At 62.1% G+C, this 19,208-nt stretch carries 21 protein-coding genes; 8 read left to right on the top strand and 13 right to left on the bottom strand.

Annotated elements, in window-relative coordinates; translation table 11 throughout:
- From NR193_RS26640 to eno, 5 genes are all read right to left on the bottom strand, one after another.
- On the bottom strand, positions 1-994 hold a 994-nt coding region (locus tag NR193_RS26640), incomplete at its 3' end, for a 2-oxo acid dehydrogenase subunit E2 (RefSeq protein WP_256753683.1).
- A gap of 18 nt (positions 995-1,012) precedes the next feature.
- On the bottom strand, positions 1,013-2,413 hold the full coding sequence (locus NR193_RS26635; RefSeq protein ID WP_256753682.1) for a pyruvate dehydrogenase complex E1 component subunit beta: 1,401 nt from the start codon (positions 2,411-2,413) through the stop codon (positions 1,013-1,015).
- Between the two features lie 15 nt (positions 2,414-2,428).
- Positions 2,429-3,466: a pyruvate dehydrogenase (acetyl-transferring) E1 component subunit alpha gene (gene pdhA, locus NR193_RS26630; protein ID WP_256753681.1), complete on the bottom strand. Its 1,038-nt coding sequence runs from the start codon at positions 3,464-3,466 to the stop codon at positions 2,429-2,431.
- 195 nt (positions 3,467-3,661) lie between these two features.
- Entirely contained in the window at positions 3,662-3,985 is a 324-nt protein-coding gene (locus NR193_RS26625; RefSeq protein ID WP_256753680.1) for a septum formation initiator family protein, read from the bottom strand.
- Positions 3,986-4,150: 165 nt separating this feature from the next.
- Entirely contained in the window at positions 4,151-5,425 is a 1,275-nt protein-coding gene (gene eno / locus NR193_RS26620) for a phosphopyruvate hydratase (protein ID WP_256753679.1), read from the bottom strand.
- Positions 5,426-5,633: 208 nt separating this feature from the next.
- Between eno and NR193_RS26615 the strand changes: the two genes are divergently transcribed.
- Complete coding sequence (locus NR193_RS26615; protein ID WP_091584815.1) at positions 5,634-5,759, top strand: hypothetical protein; 126 nt, start codon at positions 5,634-5,636, stop codon at positions 5,757-5,759.
- Between the two features lie 59 nt (positions 5,760-5,818).
- Here the strand turns inward: NR193_RS26615 and NR193_RS26610 are convergent, their stop codons facing one another.
- From NR193_RS26610 to NR193_RS26595, 4 genes are all read right to left on the bottom strand, one after another.
- Positions 5,819-6,184, bottom strand: a complete 366-nt coding sequence (locus NR193_RS26610) for a PRC-barrel domain-containing protein (protein ID WP_091584703.1) — start codon at positions 6,182-6,184, stop codon at positions 5,819-5,821.
- 84 nt (positions 6,185-6,268) lie between these two features.
- Complete coding sequence (locus NR193_RS26605; protein ID WP_027045027.1) at positions 6,269-6,472, bottom strand: dodecin family protein; 204 nt, start codon at positions 6,470-6,472, stop codon at positions 6,269-6,271.
- Positions 6,473-6,558: 86 nt separating this feature from the next.
- Complete coding sequence (kdsA, locus tag NR193_RS26600; RefSeq protein WP_256753678.1) at positions 6,559-7,419, bottom strand: 3-deoxy-8-phosphooctulonate synthase; 861 nt, start codon at positions 7,417-7,419, stop codon at positions 6,559-6,561.
- The gene (locus NR193_RS26595; RefSeq protein ID WP_256753677.1) at positions 7,416-8,306 is read right to left on the bottom strand and encodes a VOC family protein; all 891 of its coding nucleotides are present in this window, start codon (positions 8,304-8,306) and stop codon (positions 7,416-7,418) included. Before NR193_RS26595 ends, kdsA begins: the two co-directional genes overlap by 4 nt.
- Before the next feature lie 238 nt (positions 8,307-8,544).
- On the opposite strand from NR193_RS26595, the gene NR193_RS26590 reads away from it, so the two are divergent.
- Genes NR193_RS26590 through NR193_RS26575 form a run of 4 tightly spaced genes read left to right on the top strand, consistent with a single transcriptional unit; the run spans position 8,545 to position 12,773 of the window.
- Positions 8,545-9,840 (top strand): glycosyltransferase, encoded by a 1,296-nt coding sequence (locus NR193_RS26590; protein WP_256753676.1) that lies wholly within the window; start codon positions 8,545-8,547, stop codon positions 9,838-9,840.
- A complete protein-coding gene (locus tag NR193_RS26585) occupies positions 9,837-10,814 on the top strand; it encodes a hypothetical protein (RefSeq protein ID WP_256753675.1) in 978 nt (325 codons plus the stop codon). Before NR193_RS26590 ends, NR193_RS26585 begins: the two co-directional genes overlap by 4 nt.
- On the top strand, positions 10,807-11,811 hold the full coding sequence (locus NR193_RS33575) for a GNAT family N-acetyltransferase (RefSeq protein WP_256753674.1): 1,005 nt from the start codon (positions 10,807-10,809) through the stop codon (positions 11,809-11,811). Before NR193_RS26585 ends, NR193_RS33575 begins: the two co-directional genes overlap by 8 nt.
- Positions 11,808-12,773 carry a glycosyltransferase family A protein gene (locus NR193_RS26575; protein WP_256753673.1) on the top strand — a complete coding sequence of 322 codons (966 nt, stop codon included), beginning with the start codon at positions 11,808-11,810 and terminating at the stop codon, positions 12,771-12,773. Before NR193_RS33575 ends, NR193_RS26575 begins: the two co-directional genes overlap by 4 nt.
- Here the strand turns inward: NR193_RS26575 and NR193_RS26570 are convergent.
- Entirely contained in the window at positions 12,743-13,033 is a 291-nt protein-coding gene (locus NR193_RS26570) for a Dabb family protein (RefSeq protein WP_256753672.1), read from the bottom strand. The two genes, NR193_RS26575 and NR193_RS26570, sit on opposite strands and share 31 nt — an antisense overlap.
- Positions 13,034-13,130: 97 nt before the next feature.
- Positions 13,131-13,265, bottom strand: coding sequence for a hypothetical protein (locus tag NR193_RS26565; protein ID WP_256753671.1), 135 nt, complete (start codon positions 13,263-13,265; stop codon positions 13,131-13,133).
- A gap of 59 nt (positions 13,266-13,324) precedes the next feature.
- Between NR193_RS26565 and NR193_RS26560 the strand changes: the two genes are divergently transcribed.
- Together NR193_RS26560 and NR193_RS26555 are read left to right on the top strand one after the other, a co-directional pair.
- A complete protein-coding gene (locus NR193_RS26560) occupies positions 13,325-13,552 on the top strand; it encodes a DUF1365 family protein (protein ID WP_256753670.1) in 228 nt (75 codons plus the stop codon).
- A 59-nt stretch (positions 13,553-13,611) separates the two neighbouring features.
- Positions 13,612-14,868 (top strand): cyclopropane-fatty-acyl-phospholipid synthase family protein, encoded by a 1,257-nt coding sequence (locus NR193_RS26555; RefSeq protein WP_256753669.1) that lies wholly within the window; start codon positions 13,612-13,614, stop codon positions 14,866-14,868.
- Between the two features lie 99 nt (positions 14,869-14,967).
- Here the strand turns inward: NR193_RS26555 and NR193_RS26550 are convergent, their stop codons facing one another.
- On the bottom strand, positions 14,968-16,947 hold the full coding sequence (locus NR193_RS26550; protein ID WP_256753668.1) for a bifunctional 2',3'-cyclic-nucleotide 2'-phosphodiesterase/3'-nucleotidase: 1,980 nt from the start codon (positions 16,945-16,947) through the stop codon (positions 14,968-14,970).
- A gap of 150 nt (positions 16,948-17,097) precedes the next feature.
- Positions 17,098-18,363: an NAD(P)/FAD-dependent oxidoreductase gene (locus tag NR193_RS26545; protein WP_256753667.1), complete on the bottom strand. Its 1,266-nt coding sequence runs from the start codon at positions 18,361-18,363 to the stop codon at positions 17,098-17,100.
- 165 nt (positions 18,364-18,528) lie between these two features.
- On the opposite strand from NR193_RS26545, the gene NR193_RS26540 reads away from it, so the two are divergent.
- Positions 18,529-19,179, top strand: coding sequence for a 5-formyltetrahydrofolate cyclo-ligase (locus tag NR193_RS26540; RefSeq protein WP_256753666.1), 651 nt, complete (start codon positions 18,529-18,531; stop codon positions 19,177-19,179).
- The last annotated feature ends 29 nt before the right edge of the window (positions 19,180-19,208 follow it).

Raw genomic sequence — 19,208 nt, 5'->3', positions numbered from 1 at the left:
CGGGGATCGACACCGCAACGCCGACATCGGCATGCTTGTGCTTGACCATGGCGCTTTCGGTCCACGAGGCGTTGGCATCCGGCACCGCCTTCAGCGCCATCGCCATCGCCTTGATGACCATGTCGTTGACCGACAGCTTGTAGGCCGGGACATCGCCCTTTTCGGTCTTCTTCATCGGCGCCGCGGCATTGATCTGCGTGCGCAGCGCCAAGAGCGCATCGAGTTCGCAGTCTAGCGTCAGGTAGAAATGCGGGATGGTGGTCTTGGCCTCGACCAGGCGGCGCGCGATGGTCTTGCGCATGTTGTCATGCGGAACGAGCTCGTAGGAGCCTTCCTCGAACAGTTTCAGCACCTGATCGTCCGACATCGCCTTTACTGGCGCGGCAGGAGCAGAGGCCGGAGCCCCAGTGGGCGCAGCCTTCGCGGCAGGCGCCTTGGCACCACCGCCGGCAATCGCCGCGTCGACATCGGCCTTCACCACCCGGCCATGCGGGCCTGTGCCGGTCACGGCGGACACATCGACGCCGGCTTCCTTGGCGATACGACGCGCGAGCGGCGAAGCGAAGATGCGCTCGCCACCTGCATGGCCGTTGGCAACCGGAGCCGCCTCTGCCTTGGGCGCGGCAGGGGAAGGTTCAGCCTTTGGTGCCTCGGCCTTCAGTGCTTCAGCCTTGGGCGCTTCAGCCTTGGGAGCCTCGGCTTTCGCCGGCGCAGCTTCACTACCGCTTTTCGCGGCGGCGCCGGCGTCCTCACCTTCGGCGGCGAGCACGGCGATCAGCGCATTGACCTTGACGCCTTCGGTACCCGCGGGAACGACGAGCTTTGCAACCGTGCCTTCATCGACAGCCTCGACTTCCATCGTTGCCTTGTCGGTTTCGATCTCGGCGATCACATCGCCCGGCGAAACCTTGTCACCTTCCTTCACGAGCCACTTTGACAGATTGCCTTCTTCCATCGTGGGCGAAAGGGCCGGCATGGTGATGTTGATTGGCATTTTGTCCTCCCGCCGGGTTCAGCGATACGCGACGGCTTTGACCGCCTCGATGACCTCGCCGACGTTCGGCAACGCCAGCTTTTCGAGGTTGGCCGCATAAGGCATCGGCACGTCCTTGCCGGCAATGGTGATCACCGGAGCATCGAGAAAATCGAAGGCGCGCTGCGAGACCTGGTTGGCGATATGGTCGCCGACCGAGCTCTGCGGGAAGCCTTCCTCCACCACGACCAGCCGATTGGTCTTCTTGACCGAAGCGATGATGGTGTCGAGGTCGAGTGGGCGGATGGTCCTGAGATCGATGATCTCGGCATCGATGCCCAGGCCGCGCAGTTCCGCCTCCGCCTTGACCGCGTAAGTCATGCCGATGCCGAAGGAGACGATGGTGACGTCCTTGCCGGTCTTGTGAATGCGCGCCTTGCCGATCGGCAGCACGAAATCATCCAGCTTCGGCACGTCGAAGGACTGGCCATAGAGGATTTCGTTCTCGAGGAAGATGATCGGATTCGGATCGCGGATCGCTGCCTTGAGCAAGCCCTTGGCGTCGGCCGCGGTGTAAGGCATCACCACTTTCAAGCCCGGAATGTGGCTGTACCAGGCGGCATAGCACTGCGAATGCTGGGCGGCGACGCGGGCGGCGGCGCCGTTCGGTCCACGGAACACGATCGGCGCGCCCATCTGGCCACCGGACATATAGAGCGTCTTGGCGGCGGAGTTGATGATCTGGTCGATCGCCTGCATGGCGAAATTGAAGGTCATGAACTCGACGATCGGCTTCAGGCCGGCCATCGCCGCACCGACGCCAACACCGGCAAAGCCATGCTCGGTGATCGGCGTGTCGACAACGCGCCGCGGCCCGAATTCCTGCAGCAGCCCTTGCGTGATCTTGTAGGCGCCCTGGTATTCGGCGACCTCCTCGCCCATGACGAAGACATCGCCGTCGCGGCGCATCTCCTCGGCCATCGCGTCACGCAGAGCTTCGCGCACCGTGGTCGAGACCATTTCGGTGCCGGCCGGAATGTCCGGATCTGCGGCGATTTCAGTTTTCGGGGCGGCGGCGACAGGTGCCGCGGCCGGCTTTGCGGCTTCCGTCTTGTCGTCGGCGGCCGGAGCCTCTGCCTTCGCCGGCGCTTCCGCCTTGGCGGGAGCCGAGGACTTGCCGACGTCGGCAGCGCTTTCGCCGTCCTGCAGCAAGACGGCAATCGGCGTGTTGACCTTGACGCCTTCGGTGCCGGCGGCGATCAGGATCTTGCCCAGCGTGCCTTCGTCAACGGCTTCGACTTCCATCGTCGCCTTGTCGGTTTCGATCTCGGCGATGACGTCGCCGGCGACGACCTTGTCGCCCTCGTTCTTCAACCACTTGGAAAGATTGCCCTCTTCCATGGTCGGCGAAAGGGCGGGCATGAGAATTTCGATCGGCATGTCCTTGCCCTCCCGTTACAGTACGATATCGGTCCAGAGCTCGGACGGATCCGGCTCCGCGTCGTTCTGGGCAAATTCGGCGGCGTCGGCGACGACGTCGCGAACCTCCTTGTCGATGGCCTTCAATTCGTCCTCGGTCGCCCACTTCTTCTCGATCAGACGCGCCTTGACCTGCTCGATCGGGTCATGCTCGGAGCGCATCTTCTGCACTTCTTCCTTGGAGCGGTATTTCGCCGGATCGGACATCGAGTGGCCGCGATAGCGATAAGTCTGCATTTCGAGGATCAGCGGCCCGTTGCCGGCGCGGCACCATTCGGCGGCGAGATCGCCGGCGGCCTTCACCGCGCGCACGTCCATGCCGTCGACCTGGATGCCGGGAATCTTGAACGAGGCACCGCGATGCGAGAAGTCGGTCTCCGCCGACGAGCGCGAGACCGAGGTGCCCATGGCATACCGGTTGTTCTCGATGATGTAGATGACCGGCAGCTTCCACAGCGAGGCCATGTTGAAGCTTTCATAGACCTGGCCCTGGTTGGCCGCACCGTCACCGAAATAGGTCAGCGAGACATTGTTGTTGTCGCGATAGCGATTGGCAAAGGCAAGCCCGGTACCGAGCGACACCTGTGCGCCGACGATGCCATGGCCGCCGTAGAAGTGCTTTTCCTTGGAGAACATGTGCATGGAGCCGCCCTTGCCCCTGGACAGACCACCGCGGCGGCCGGTCAGTTCGGCCATGACGCCGCGCGGTGAAAGCTCCATGGCCAGCATGTGGCCGTGGTCGCGATAGGCGGTGATCATCTGGTCGCCCTCGATCAGCGCCATCTTCATGCCGGTGACGACCGCCTCCTGGCCGATATAGAGATGACAGAAGCCGCCGATGAAACCCATGCCGTAAAGCTGGCCGGCCTTTTCCTCGAAGCGACGGATGAGCAGCATGTGCCGGTAGGCGGCAAGCTCTTCATCCCTGGTGAATTCGGCGGGCTTGGGGGCAGCAAGCCCCGATTTACCGTCGGATCTGGATTTGGCAGGCGCTTTTCTGGCTGCGGTGGCCATGCATCACTCCCTGTTGGCGTCTCTTTGCGGACATTAGAGCAGGATGAAATCTGCTCTGGGGAGATCAGCTCCTCCCCACCGATTTATGGGAAGGCTAACACGCGCCAAAGCGTTGCGCCATGCCGAATTTGCATAGCTGGCATGCGCCTAAGCGATTAAAAACATTGAAAATATTGGCGATTAACTTGATATCGGTTATTTCGCTGAGACCGGCAACATGATGGTTATTTCGTCAGCCTGGGACAGATTGAGCGCCCTGCGTGCCTGCTCGTCGAGCATGTCCTTCTCGATCGTACCTTCATGCATGAGCCGAACGCGCCGTTCGAGTTCCATCCGGCGCGCCTTGATCGCATCGAGCTGACCTTGCAGCGCAACCGTCTGGGCTTCCAGCTGATATTTCGAGTTGATGCCGAATTCACCGTGATAGGCATGGAAGCCGAAATAGGCGAGGAACGCCACGCAAAGCGAGGGGATTATCAGCCGGCCGGTGTTTCTCTGTTTGTGCTGACGCGTCCACATCGCTCGAATCCTCGCGGCCGCGAACTCGGGCGACCCAGGATCTTTTTCGCCCGATTGTGCTTAACGGACGGTTACGGATGACCGCCCTAGCAGCGCCGAAATGAAAAAGGGGCGGTAATGCTCCCGCCCCTTCATGCGACGTCCGAGAATCCGAATGTTTTCGGATCAACCCTTCAGCATCGACTTGCCGGCGTAGCGCGCCTGCTTGCCGAGTTCTTCCTCGATGCGGATCAGCTGGTTGTACTTGGCCATGCGGTCCGAGCGCGACAGCGAGCCGGTCTTGATCTGTCCGCAATTGGTGGCAACGGCGAGATCGGCAATGGTCGAATCCTCGGTTTCGCCCGAGCGGTGCGACATGACGGCGGTGTAGCCGGCCTTGTGCGCGGTCTCGACGGCGTCGAGCGTTTCCGTCAGCGAACCGATCTGGTTCACCTTGACCAGGATCGAATTGGCAACGCCCATGCGGATGCCGTCGCGCAGCCGCGCCGTGTTGGTGACGAACAGATCGTCGCCGACCAACTGGGTCTTCTTGCCGATCAGGTCGGTCAGGTACTTCCAGCCTTCCCAGTCGTCCTCGGCCAGGCCGTCCTCGATCGTGATGATCGGGTAGTCGGCGGCAAGCTTGGCCAGGTATTTTGCCTGGGCCTTCGGGTCACGCGTCTTCTTCTCGCCCTCATAGACGTAGTTGCCGTCCTTGAAGAATTCGGTCGCCGCGCAATCGAGGCCGAGCGCGACCTGTTCGCCCGGCTTGAAGCCGGCCTGCTCGATCGATTCCATGATGAAGTCGAGCGCGACCGGCGCGCTCTTCAGATTCGGAGCAAAGCCGCCCTCGTCGCCGACATTGGTGTTGTGGCCGGCGTCCTTCAGCTTCTTCTTCAGCGTGTGGAAGATTTCCGATCCCCAGCGAACGCCTTCGCGAAGCGTCGGCGCGCCGATCGGAAGGATCATGAATTCCTGGAAATCGATCGGGTTGTCGGCATGCGCGCCGCCATTGATGATGTTCATCATCGGCACCGGCAGGACATGCGCCTTGGTGCCGCCGACATAGCGGTAGAGCGGCAGGCCGGCGGCATCGGCGGCCGCCTTGGCCACCGCCAGCGAGACGCCGAGAATGGCGTTGGCGCCAAGCCGGCTCTTGTTGGGCGTGCCGTCGAGCTCGATCATGGTCTGGTCGATGTGGATCTGGTTTTCGGCTTCCATGCCGCCGATCGCCTCGAACAGCTCTCCATTGACCGCCTCGACGGCCTTGAGCACGCCCTTGCCGAGATAGCGGGCACCGCCGTCGCGCAGTTCGACAGCCTCGTGGGCACCGGTCGAGGCGCCCGACGGCACCGCGGCACGGCCCATCGAGCCGTCTTCGAGAACGACATCGACCTCGACGGTCGGATTTCCACGGCTGTCCAGGATTTCACGCCCGACAATGTCGATGATGGCGGTCATTGCGATGTCCCCGATTGATCGATTGAAAGCGTCGCGCACGTCTTAGCCAAAGTGCCGCAAAAGGCAATCGGCCTGCTTGCAATTATTGCCGTGGCGTCAGACCCGGCGATTCACGAAGCACAAATCGCTGTCATCATAAGTCATGCCATCGGGCACGGATTTCGGGTATGGCTGTTGTCGCGCGGGGCGAAACAGGAGGAGTTTCGCCATGTCTGAGTTGAGCGGTATCGTGAGTCTGTTCCTGATCGCGGCTGCGTTTCTGACGTCGTGCGACAATCAGCAGTCGCCACCCAAAGCCTTGGCGCCGCTACCGGCCTTGCACATCAGCGAATAGGCCGCGACCTGAATCAAAAAAGGGCCCCGTCTTCGCGGGGCCCTTTTTGATTGCAGCCGTCAATGCCAGTAGGGCGTAACCTTGTAGTAGTCGTAAGATGCGTCACGCGCCGTCTCGCCATCCGCGCCGGCCAGCTCGTTGATCGAATAGGCAGGCGCCGCTTTCAGCTGCTCCTTGGAGAACGGCACGATGTAGCCGCCCTTGTCCTCGTCATAGTCGAGACTCGCCCACGGGATGGCGTGATACTTCTCGCCGATACCGAGAAATCCGCCAAAGCCAATCACCGCGAACATGATGCCGTTCGACGTCTTGTCGAGCATGATATCCTCGATGCTGCCAATGCTTGTGCCTTCGGTATTGTAGACGGACGTGCCGATGACGCGCGAAGCAGCAATGGCTTCGGTATGGCCTGTCTGCGTTGTCATGGTGTGCTCCTCGTTGTCGTTGATCTAGACTTTGACAATGAGGGGCGGAAGCGAAAGTTCCCGACTTTTTTCGGCTACGGGCAGCTACTCCGCGAGGATGAAGGTAACCTTCATATTGACGCGATAGGCAGCGATCTTGCCGTCCTCGACGACGATCTTCTGGTCCTGGATCCAGGCGCCTTCGACGTTCTTGAGGGTCTTCGATGCGCGCGCAATCCCCTTTTCGATGGCGTCCTGAAAGCTCTTCTTCGACGACGATGTGATTTCGGTGACGCGGGCAACGGACATGGCTTCCTCCTGCCAAAACGCTTATTTGCCAGGCAAGCGTACAGCCGGCTTGTGCCTTCCACAAGCGCCGGCAGGATGCGCCTGGCTCAGCGAGCCTTCGCCACCCGGTCGAAAGCCATCAGCCTCTCCAGGAGTGCCGGCATATCCTTCAGCGGCAGCATGTTCGGGCCATCGGAAGAGGTCGAGTTGTCGGGATCCTGGTGGGTCTCGATGAACACGCCGGCAACGCCGACGGCGACAGCCGCGCGGGCCAGCGTCTCGACAAAGCGACGTTCGCCACCCGAGGAACCACCCTGCCCGCCAGGTTGCTGCACCGAATGCGTGGCATCGAAGATCACCGGCGCGCCGATCTCGGCCATGATCGGCAAGGCACGCATGTCGGAGACCAGCGTGTTGTAGCCGAATGACGCGCCGCGCTCGGTGGTCAGCACATTGGCGTTACCCGAGCCGGTGATCTTGGCGACCACGTTCTTCATGTCCCAGGGAGCGAGGAACTGCCCCTTTTTCACGTTGATGACCTTGCCGGTTTTCGCGGCGGCGACCAGCATGTCGGTCTGGCGCGACAGGAAAGCCGGAATCTGCAGGACATCGACATGCGGCGCGACGATCGCGCACTGTTCCTCGGTATGGACATCGGTCAGCACCGGGAGCGAAAATTCCTTGCGCAGCTCGTCGAAGACGGGAAGTGCGGCGTCCATGCCGGCGCCGCGCGTCGCCGACAGCGAGGTGCGGTTGGCCTTGTCGTAGCTGGTCTTGTAGACGAGGCCGATCCCGAGCTTGCCTGTCAGTTCCTTCAGCGCGCCAGCCATGTCGAAGGCATGCTGGCGCGATTCGAACTGGCAGGGGCCAGCGATCAGCGACAGGGCCGCGTTGTTGTCGAAGACGACATTGCCGACGGTTACCGACGAATTGGGCGCCGTCGAAGTGGACGCTTGGGGCTTGCTCATTTGATCTCCCGGAAGATGAAAGCCGCGCCCTGTCCGGATGCCGGCTGCACGACGATATCATTGCCCGATATATCGTGTTTGATGGAATTGGCTGCAAGCAGCCTCGAGGTGACATCGGCGTGCCGGACCGAAAAGACCACCGCGGCGAAGCGAAGCTCGGTTGGCGCGCCGGCCGACACGCCAAAGCGTGAGGTGAAAGACGCAGGGTCAAGCACGTTCAAGATTGCATTCGGCAAATGAAAGGTGCCGCCCTGCCCGCTGGCGGTTGGATCGTCCATCGCTACCGAAATCAACCGGCGCTGCTCGGCAGGCTGGCCGCTGACCGCCACCACTTCGACGATGCCGGTGGCACCGTTGGCGTGGGCCTGCAGCGCCGCGCGGTCCACTTTCGGAGCATTGACCCGCTCGCAGGCAAAGAGAAAGGCATCCGTAGCCTTGCTGCCAGACGCAAAGGCGAGCTTGAACGATGCAATGTCGCTCTTGCCCGCTGTGTCGGTGAAGGCGCGCGAAAAGCCCAGCATGTCTCCCGCCGAGATCCCGGCCTCGACATAGCGTGCATGGTCGGCGTCGGCATTGCCGGTGGCAAGAACCATGGCGGAAAAGCCGTCGTCTCCTTGGCTGTCACGATAGACGCGGTCGCGCGCGACGAACACATTGCCGTCGGCAATGGCCTTCGTCGCTGCCTGTTCATCGCCGATCGAGATCGGCTCGAGATAGGTGCCATCGGCGAGGAAAACACAGCAATTTTCCGTTCCGAAGGGATGGATGCCGGTCGGTGCGACGACGAAGCCAAGCGCGGTGAGCCGAGCTCGCGCCACGTCGAGGCTGCGCACAGGCAGCACCAGATGATCGAGCGGATAGGTACCGGCAGCTGTTGTTCGGGTCATGGAGCGCGATGTGCATCATTCCGCAAAGCGGTTCAAGGCTTGATCGCATCCCGACCGCCGGCGACCTCGTAACCACCACCAGGGATGGTTCCGATCTCCTCCTGATTTGATGATTTGCGTCCGGACATCCCCCGCGCGGGGGATGCCGCGAATTCCGCCTTGGACGATTGTCGCGGCGTCGCGATTCGACATCGAACGGCGACTATTGCCCTGCTTGCATGGCTGGACTGAACGACGGATGACGGGCAACAGCATGCTCAGGATCTTGCGGATCACGCCGCATTTCTACCGGCCTGGCAAGTGGCCGATCGGGTTCGATCCGGTCGGTGGATTGCAGAACCAGTCATGGACGATCGCGCAAGGCATGGACAGGGCCGGCGCAGCCCAGACGGTTCTGACCACCTACATTCCCGGCAGCCCAAGGCACGTGCAACTGTCCGCGACGATGCGGGTCAAATGCACCGGCTTCTGGCTGCCGGAATTCCTGGCCGGCCCGTTGCTCTGCTTCAGCTGGTTTCTGGGCGCGATACCGGAGCTGCTTCGGGCCCGACACCGCTATGATGTCGTCCACATCCATTTCAACCACTCGATCTGGTGCAGGATCATCGCCGTCATCGTCAGCAGGTTGAAGATACCGCTCGTGGTGTCGATGAATACCCAGCTGTGGTCCGGGTTCCAGAGTGCGCTTCGGCTCAAGGGCAGGCCTTACGACATCACGCGCTGGCTCGAAAAACTGGCTTTGAGGTCAGCCGACCGGGTCGTCGCGCTGACCGAGACATTTGGCAGGAACACGGCGAGCGAGTTGGGACTTGATGCCTCGCGCGTCGATGTGATCCCCGACGCGGTCGATGTCGACGCTTTTCGACGGCCGATCACTCCGGCGGCGCTCAGGGCCTTTCGGGCCGAGCACGGCATCCCCGAAGGGCGGGCTATCGTCAGTTTCATCGGTCGGGTCAGCGCGGAAAAGGGCTGGCAGGATCTGCCCAAGCTTGTCGAGCGCCTGTCCGAAAAAGGCGCGTTTCTCTTGATCTGCGGGGACGGCCCCGACCGCCGCAAGCTTGAAGCGGCACTGACCGCGATTTCGCGCCCAGGCTGGTGGGCCATTACCGGATTTGTCGCTCCGAGCGAGGTCAAGAAGGCACTCAAGATTTCCGACGTCATGATCCTGCCGTCAAGGCGCGAAGTGTTTGGCAGCGTGCTGCTCGAAGCGATGGCGGCAGACGTGCCGGCGGTTGCCTATGCGGTCGGCGGCGTGACTGACGTGGCCGGCACTCCCGGGGCATTGGCACTCGTACCCGAAGGACGGCGAGAGGAGTTCGCCGACCGTACACTTCAGCTGGTTGCCGATGGCGAAGCAAGGGATGTGCTGGTTGCGCGAGGGCATCGGCGGGTAAGAGATTTTTCGCTGGATTCGGCGGTCGCGCTCAACCTCGACCTCTATGCTTCGGTTCTCGCTGGCTCGAAGAACGGATCCCGACACCCGATCGAGATTCTGGCTCTGCAGGAGGACGGCGGCTCGCCGGATGGTGTTTGATCAATTTCGTCACCACCCGCAGCCACGGCTATACCGTTCGCCATCTGGTCAACCAGTTGGGCAATGCGCGCCGCTGGAGTTACGAGCGCCTGTTCCGGCAGAAGGAACTGCGTTCCGGCACCTGGGTGTTCACCGATCACGAGCGGCTTTCGAATTTCGAGATCGCATTGGCTGCCAAGGTCGCAAATCGGCTCGAGCGCGGCGGGGCCCGCGTTCTCAATCACCCGGCCCATGTGCTGGGCCGCCATGATTTGCTGAAAGCCCTGAGCGCGGCAGGGATCAATCGCTTTTCGGCCTGGCGTTGCGAAAGTCGGCCACGCCCGAATTCCTTCCCCGTCTTCATCCGCAACGAGTTCGACCATCTCTCCGCCGACCTCGAGTTGATCGCGGATCAGCCAGCGCTTGACGCAACGTTGAGCCGGATGCGGGAAAACGGCATCCCTTTGGCCGGCAAGCTGGTGATCGAATATGCCGGCCAGGAGGTGAGTCCCGGTGTCTGGCAGCGTTTCGCCACCTACCGCGTCGGCCATCGGCTGATCGCTCATCACAATGTCGTCGATTTTCGCTGGGCGGCCAAGGACGTGCAGGACAAGCAGCGTCTGCTTGCCCACCCGATGTTCGAGACATTCCTCGAGAACGAGCGCCGCTTCGTCGAAGGCAATATGCATGAGGGCGTGCTGCGCCAGGCCTTCGACCTTGCCGGCATTGACTATGGGCGCGCCGATTTCTCGCTGGTCGACGGGCGTCCGCAGATATTCGAGATCAACACCAATCCGGCGCACGGTTCCCACAACACAATCTATCGGGAAACACATCCCCAAAGGGTCGAGACCCAGAGACTCGCGGAAGACAGGCTGTACGCGGCACTGCGGGATGCGAACCTGCCGGTCGGTGCCCGCATCGCTCTCGACGATCCCGCGCTGTTTCCACAACAGGCGTTCAGAAGACTTTTTACGGGGTTGAAGCGTGCTTGACCTCGCCGCACGAAATTCCAATCGGCCGATCCTCATCGAAGCGACCGATCGCTTCGATTTCGGTTCGGACGAATATCGGCGGCTGTTCCCCAATGCATCGGCATCGGCTTTCCAGCACCCGGACTGGCTCACGGCTTTCTACCGCAATGTCTCGCCGGCACATGACGCCGAACCGCTGGTGGTTACCGGTCGAGATGGGCGCGGCGAACTCCAGCTGCTCGTCCCGCTGGTCCGGCGCAAGAGCGGCGATGCGGCCGGCTCGGTCGAATATGCCTCTCTCGGCGTCACCGACTACGTCTGTCCGATCGTCGCCAGGGGCATAAGGGTCGGCGTGCAAACCGCGCAGCATTTTCGCGATGTCCTCGGTTTCCACGCGGGCCTGAAAATCGGACCCGTTCATCATAACCATCTGCATCAATGGCGTTCGCTGCTGGGGGTCGAACCATCCACGCTCGACTTCGGCGCGCACGCCGTGCGCTACGGTTCTCCCTACTTGGAATGGCGCAGGATCAACCTTCGCCCCGAACGCGCGGCTGGGCTTGACCGAAAGGCGCGCAAGCTTGCCGAAGCCGGCGGGCTGCAGTTGGAGCTGGTCGAGCCAGGCGACGAGCGTCAGGCGCTGGTCGCTGCGCGTGACTTCCGCGCCGGGCGCTTTCCGGGCGACCCGCTGCAGACGGCACACGGCCTCGAGTTCTATGTCGATGTCGCCACGAACGGTGCACGTTCCGGCCTGGCGCGAACCTATCGCCTAGCCTCGAAGGCTGGTCCGGTCGCCTTTGTCTTCGGGTTGGTGGATGGCGAGTGCTTCCGCTACATCCTGCTTGCCTGCGATTACGGCGCCTATGCGCGCTATTCTCCGGGTTTCCTCGTGCTCGACCATGTGATGGCAGAGTGGGCCGCCGACGGCGGCACCATCTTCGATTTCACCATTGGTGACGAACCGTTCAAGGCCGACTTCGGCTGCAGCCGCACGACGATGCACGAGTTCCGCTTGTGACAATCCTGCCGCCCCTGCCAATGGAAACCAGCGGCGTTGCCACGCGCCGCCTTGCCGTCGTTATCCCGGCCAGAAACCGCCGCGAAAGCCTGCCGCGCACGCTGGCGTCCGTTCTTTGCAGCCCGCGAGTGGATATCGAACTGGTGGTGATCGACGATGGCTCGACCGACGACACCGACAATTATCTGGCGTCCCTCGATGACCCGCGCCTCTCATGGCGCCGCATGCCGGTGCCGGCCGGCGCCAACCGGGCTCGCAATGAAGGCGCGGCACTGTCGCGTGCACCGCTCATTGCCTTTCTCGATTCCGATGACGCCTTCCGCCCCGGACGCATCGACAGGTTGATCGGCTTCTTCGACGAGAACCCCGATATCGCCTGCACCATAGACGGCTTCAGCGACATTTCGGACAGCACCGAACGTGTACACCGATTGCCCCGTCTCACACCCGATGGAGAAAAACTGCGGCAGCTCCTGCTGTGCCACTGTATCCCGCTGACCAATTCGACCGTCACTGTTCGCCGCGAGGCCTTTGCCGCGATCGGCGGCTACGATCCGGACCTGCGCCGCCATCAGGATCGGGAACTGCTGCTGCGGCTGGCGAGGCAGTACCGCATCGCTTTCGGCACTGCTACCGACGTCCTCAAATATCGATCGGCGAACTCGATCTCACGCACCCATGCCGGCTACATAAGAGGGCTGGACGATTTCGTGGCCCGCTGTCCCGATTATCAATCTGAAGGCTACGGGCCGATCCTTAGCTATCTGACGATACGCGGCGCGCTGAAAGCGGCGGCGCAAGGCCATTTCGGCACCGCGTTGGCCGAAGTGAAGGCCTGGCGGAAGGCTGGCAACCTGCCCGGCGGCCTTCACGTGCTACCCGGCTATTTCGTGGGACGCCGAAAAAGGCACCTATTGCAACAAGGCCTCGATCAGCTGCCGGCCACGACATCGGCCGAATAGCGCAGTTCGCGCAACGGTTTGACCTTGCTGGTGGTCTGCGCATAGAGCGGGTGCGCCTTGTAGGCGGCCAGCGCGGCGTCATCGGCGAACTCCGCGTAGACCACCACATCGACCTCATCCGACAGCGGATCCACCTTGGTGTTCAGCGTCACCTCGAAGAGGCTGGAATGAGGAATGTTGCCGAGCGCAAGCAGGCCCGTGCGCACCGCCTCCACATCCTCCTTGCGCTGCGCGCTGAAGAAAACAATGTGCCGGATCAACCCCGCCTCCTCGATCGAAATGCCGGGGTCTTTTGTGATGACAGAACGGTCACGTCAACCGACAACGATGTCGCGGCGGCGGTCGTTCGGATGGGCGCTAGATCTTGCCGGTCACGTATCGCACGACATGCGTTACGTCCCTGACCGTCGTGTCGAGATACCGGCCCTGATTGTAGAGGCCGTCCCAGATCAGGAAAAACGCGGCGGCGGCAATGACGATTACATAACGCATGGCTAAAACTATCGCACAAGCGCGGTTGCAGCCATAGGCGTTTTTGGTGCGTTCGGCCTATGCTGTGCAAAGGCAGATCCAAGCCTGCGATCGCCGGCCGCCTTGGCACAGCCCAGCTCGCAGCCTGCCTCTTGAAGTTCCCCCTCATGACGTGGAAGATTGTCGCGGGGATTCACTGGGAAGCGCTGAAGCTCTGGTCAAAGGGCGCGCGCTTTCGTTCGAGCCCGCCCGTCGCCGAACCGGTCAGCTACCGGGAACAGGCAACGGCGTTCGAACCTGGCGAATGAACCGCGAGAAGAGGAGGTCGGCAATTTGCGCCGACACCGCGGAAGTCCGGGGGCATGCGATGGCTTACAAGGAACATCATGGCGTAGCGTCGGGCGACGCGGTCAGGCTGGATGAATTCAATTTCGCCGAGATCGTCAAGGGCCTGCCGGCCAAGGCGCGCATGGTGCTGTCGGCAGCGATGAACCTGCCGCGCGGTACGCTGAAGGTCAGGATGCCGGACGGCCGCGCCGTCCTCGTCGGAGGCAAAGGACCCGGCCCCGACGCCGAACTGGTGCTCAAGAACTGGCGCTTGCCCGGCCGTGCCTTTTCCGGCGGTACAATCGGCGTTGCCGAATCCTACATGGACGGCGACTGGGAAAGCCCTGACGTGACCAGCTTCCTGGAGCTGTTCGTGGTGAATTCGGCCATCGGCGAACGTGTCGCCGGCGGCGCCAGCTGGCTCATCAACACCGTTCAGCGTATTCGCCACTGGTTCAACGAGAACACGCGCACCGGCTCGAAGCGCAATATTTCGGCGCACTACGACCTCGGCAACGCCTTCTACAAGGAATGGCTCGACCCGAGCATGACCTATTCCTCGGCGCTCTACGCGACCGGTGCCAACGACCTGGAGGGCGCCCAGGCCGCCAAATATCGCGCCCTGGCGAAGGACACGGGGATCGGCCCGAAGGACCACGTGCTGGAAATCGGCTGCGGCTGGGGCGGCTTCGCCGAATTCGCGGCGCGAGAGATCGGCTGCCGTGTGACCGGGCTGACGATCAGCCGCGAGCAGCACGACTTCGCCAAGGCACGCATCGAAAAGGCCGGGCTTGCCGACAAGGTCGACATCAAGCTGCAGGACTATCGCGACGAAACCGGCACCTACGACCGCATCGCGTCGATCGAGATGTTCGAGGCGGTCGGTGAGAAATACTGGCCGGTGTTCTTCGGCAAGATGAAAGCCTGCCTGAAACCCGGCGGCACCGCGGGCCTGCAGATCATCACCATCAACGAAGCCGCTTACGACACCTATCGCGCAAGGCCGGATTTCATCCAGCGCTACGTTTTCCCCGGCGGCATGCTGCCGACCCCGTCGATCCTGAAGGCGCTCGGCAAGGATCATGGCCTTGCCCATCTGCGCGAGCGCGTATTTCCCGATGACTATGCGCGCACGCTCGCCGAATGGCGGCATCGCTTCTGGGCGTCATGGGAGAAGATCGTCCCGCTCGGCTTCGACGACCGCTTCAAGAAGCTCTGGGAGTTTTACCTGCACTACTGTGAGGCCGGCTTCCGCGCCAGCTACATCGACGTGCGCCAGGTGGTCTACAAGGCGTAATTCCACGCCGTGACGGCGTGGAATCGAGTTTGCGCTGCCCTTCTTTCAAGCCTCGCTCAAGGGCAGAGCCGACTCCCCACGATCTCGGATGACAAAGGATCATAGAAGGATGCGATACTTCGCGAATCCTGCCTCGCCTTCACCCACCGGTTCGATCTTCAGCGATTTCACCTCCGCTATGAAATCCTTCGCCTTGGCGCCGGTTTCGAACAAAGCGCTGGTTCCAGGCAGTGGGGCAAACGACCAGTTGTCGTCCGCCGACGGGTTGATCGTGCCCTGGCTTACGATGTAGCGAACGATGACGTCACGATTGGTGTCCGGCGCTTCGTAAATGATCTTCGAGGCATTGATGTCGGGGAAATTGCCGCCGCCGCCGGCACGATAATTGTTGGTCGCGACGACGAATTTTTGTTTTATATCAATTGGTTTGCCATCGAACATCAAGTCGATGACACGGTTGGCGCCGGCATTCGCCAACCCGCCCTTGGCATCGTATTTCGGCGGCTGCGAGAGATCGATCTTGTAGGTGACGCCGTCGATGACGTCGAAATTGTAGGATGGGAAGTCTGTGTTGATGAGCGCCTGGTCCGCCTGGCCCGGCTCGATCCTGTTGAAGATGCCGGCAGACATTTCCAACCATTCCTTGACCTCGGCCCCGGTGATTTCGACGGCCCGTACGGTGTTCGGATAGAGATAGAGATCGGCAACGTTCTTGATGGCGATGTCGCCTGCCGGCACATCGGTATAGTAGTCGGCGCCGTTGCGCCCGCCTGCCTTGAAGGGAGCGGCGGCCGACAGCAGCGGTACATCCTTCCATTGCGTGTTCTTGAGAATATCCCTGAGGTACCAGGTCTGCGCCTGGCTGACGACCTGCACCGACGGATCGTCGGCGACCAGCGCAAAATAAGAATAGAGCGGGGCAGAGGTCTTGCCGACCGGGCGGCGCACATATGCCAAGGTCGCCTGGTGGTCCTGCTCGAGCGCCGCTATGATGCGCTTGTCGTCCGGGACGGTCGGCTTGTTCTTGTTGTCGACACGTTCGAAGATCGGCCGCGCCTCGGAAGTCGCGGAAACGACCTTCCATTTCGATCCGTCGCGCTCCAGCATCAGGTCGATCAGCCCCATATGCGAGCCCCAGAAGCCGGCCATTACGGCGGGTTTACCCTGCAGCGTGCCCTTCTGTGTATCGACGCCCTCGAGCGACTGGAAATCCTTCTTGCCCGGGAAAACCAGGTGCTGGTGCCCGGTGAACACCGCATCGATGCCGACGACGCCGGCGACGAAGAACGATGCGTTCTCCATCATGCCGCCCTGCTTCACGTCGATGCCGGAATGCGAGAGCGCGATCACGATGTCGGCGCCTTCCTCCTTCATCTGCGGCACCCAGGCCTTGGCCGCCTCGACGATGTCGCGCGTCTTGACGTTGCCCTCGAGATTCTTGAGGTCCCAGACCATGATCTGCGGCGGCACGAAGCCGATGATGCCGATCCTGATCGGTTGCTCGGCGCCCGAGCCGTCCTTGATCTTCTTGTCGAGGATGACATAGGGCTTGAGGTAGAGCTTGTCGTCGCGCGGGCTCGCGGCGAGCTCGGTACCACGGATAAGGTTGGCGCAGACGAACGGAAAATTGGCGCCTGCCAGCACCTTGTCCAGGAACGACAGGCCGTAATTGAACTCGTGGTTGCCAAGCGTCGAGCACTCGTAGCCGAGCAGGTTCATGCCTTTCATGACCGGATGGAGATCGCCGTCCTTCATGCCCTTCTCGTAGGCGATGTAGTCGCCCATCGGGTTGCCTTGCAGCAGGTCGCCATTGTCGATCAGCATCGCATTGGTGGCTTCCTTGCGCACCGCGTCGATGAGGGAAGCCGTGCGCGACAGGCCCATCGTGTCGTTCGCTTTGTCGGCGTAGTAATCGTAGGGCAGCACGTTCACATGGATGTCGGTGGTCTCCATGATCCTGAGATGCGCCTGATTGGCCTGCGCGCGGGCGGAGAACGGATGCAGCACGATCAGCGCTCCTGCGGCGGCGGCTCCTGCAAGGAGATCGCGGCGGGAGACGGGATGGAGCAGTCGGGACATGTTTTCTCCTTCTTCGACGACGTGACACGCCCTGCCCCGAAGCGAACTTGGCGCTGAAATCCATCCGAGTCCATTCAAGAAGTTGCGCGTATCGGATCGTCAGTCGATCAGGAGCAGACGACATGCGGATGAATGATCCGGACGGAGAAATCAGCCCTTGTCGTCGTCGCCTTGCGTGATCAGCCGCGCGCTGCGCTGGCCCGTCACGTAAATCCACAGCCAGCTCAATGAAACCGCCAGCCGGTTGCGAAAGCCGATCAGGACATAGATGTGCGCGATTCCCCACAGCCACCAGGCCGCCCAGCCGGTCAGCTTGATCCAGCCGAAATCGATCACCGCGGCGCGCTTGCCGATCGTGGCGAGATCGCCGTCATGCCTGTAGCGGAATGGCCGCGGGGTTGCGTCTCCGGCAAGCCGCGCCCTCAGCGTCGCGGCAACATGCTTGCCCTGCTGCTTGGCGGCGGGCGCCACGCCGGGAACGGGGCGCCCATCGGGGCGCAGCACGTGCGCGGCGTCGCCGATGACGAAAATCTCCGGACTGCCGGGTACAGTCAGATCGGGCTCGACGAGCACCCTGCCCGCCCGATCCGCCGCCGCTCCGAGCCATTCGGCGGCTGGCGAAGCGGCAACGCCTGCGGCCCACAGGATGGTCCTCGCCGCCAGTTGCTTGTCGCCAAAGACGACGCCCTCGGCATCGCAACGCGTGACGGCCCGGCCGAGTTCGATTGTCACGCCGAGCCGTTCGAGCGCTTTTCTGGCATAGTCGGAGAGTTTCGGCGAAAAATTGGCAAGTATGCGATCGCCGGCCTCGATCAGAACCACGCGCGTCTGCTGTGTATCGATGTTGCGGAACTCACCGCGCAACGTGTCATGCGCCAGTTCGACGATGGTGCCGGCAAGCTCCACGCCGGTTGGCCCGCCACCGACGATCGCCAACGTCAGCAACGCCTGGCGTTTGGCGGGATCGGTTTCCCGCTCGGCCTGCTCGAAGGCCAGAAGAATACGGCGCCGGATCGTCGTGGCGTCCTCCAGCGTCTTCAGGCCCGGTGCGAAAGGCTCCCACTCGTCATGACCGAAATAGGCGTGGCGCGCTCCGGTCGCGAGCAGCAGCGTGTCGTAGGCAACAGCACTGCCATCATCGAGCAGCACGCGCTTGCCGGCACGGTCGATGCCGGCGACATTGGCGAGCAGCGTCGTAACGTCCTTGCGGTTGCGCAGGAGGTGGCGGATCGGCCAGGCGACCTCGGACGTGGCCAGTGCCGTGGTCGCGACCTGGTAGAGCAGCGGTTGGAAAAGATGGTGGTTGCGCTTGTCGATCATGGTGATGCGCACCGGCGCTCCGCCAAGCGCGCGGGTGAATTCGAGACCGCCGAAACCCGCGCCGACAACGACGACATGATGGCTGGCTTGGTTCACTTCATTTCACCCTGACGGTAAGAATGCCTGTCCTAGATGTAGGTATTTTTGTGCAATGCAGCAACAGAAGGGACGGTGCCCGGGACTCGCCGTCCCATGTCGTGAATGCACAAGTTATATCGTGTCGCGAGGTATAGCGTCATCCAACACGCTATGAGGTGATGCATGGCCAACGATCATGACGACCAAGGTCCGGCGCAGTATTCTTCGCCGCCTTGCTTCATGCATGAACTCGACCCCGAATTCCGGGCGCCGCTGTCCGACTGGAGCGATGTGAGGCGCTGGCGCAAGGCAGAGCGGGAACGGTTGATCGCCGCTCGTCTTGCCGTTTCGGCCGACGCGCGGACGGTGATGTCGCAGCGCATTGCAGAAGGCCTCGACTCGGTTATCAGCGAGATCAGTGGTCGCATGGTCAGTCTCTACTGGCCGTTCCGCGGTGAACCGGACTTGCGGCCATGGATGGCGTCCATCAACGAGCGTGGCGGCCGCACCGCGCTGCCCATCGTCGTCGAGAAAGGGCAACCGCTGATCTTCCGTGCCTACAAATCCGGCGACCGGTTGGAAAAAGGCATCTGGAACATCCCGATCCCCGCCGAGGGCGACCCGGTTCTGCCCGACATCGTCATTTCGCCGATCGTCGGCATTGATCCGGCAAATTATCGCCTGGGCTATGGCGGCGGCTTCTTCGACCGCACGCTGGCCGCGATGCCGTTCAAGCCACTGGTCATCGGCGTCGGCTATCAACTGCAGCGCATCGCCACCATCTATCCGCAGCCGCACGACATCCCGATGGATCGGATCGTCACCGAGGCCTAAGAGCCTGCATGGAAAATGAGACCGGTCGG

Source organism: Mesorhizobium sp. Mes31 (assembly GCF_024519675.1).
GTDB lineage: Bacteria > Pseudomonadota > Alphaproteobacteria > Rhizobiales > Rhizobiaceae > Mesorhizobium.
Note: the sequence above shows the minus strand (reverse complement) of the source record. Positions and strands in the feature narration are given on the sequence as shown.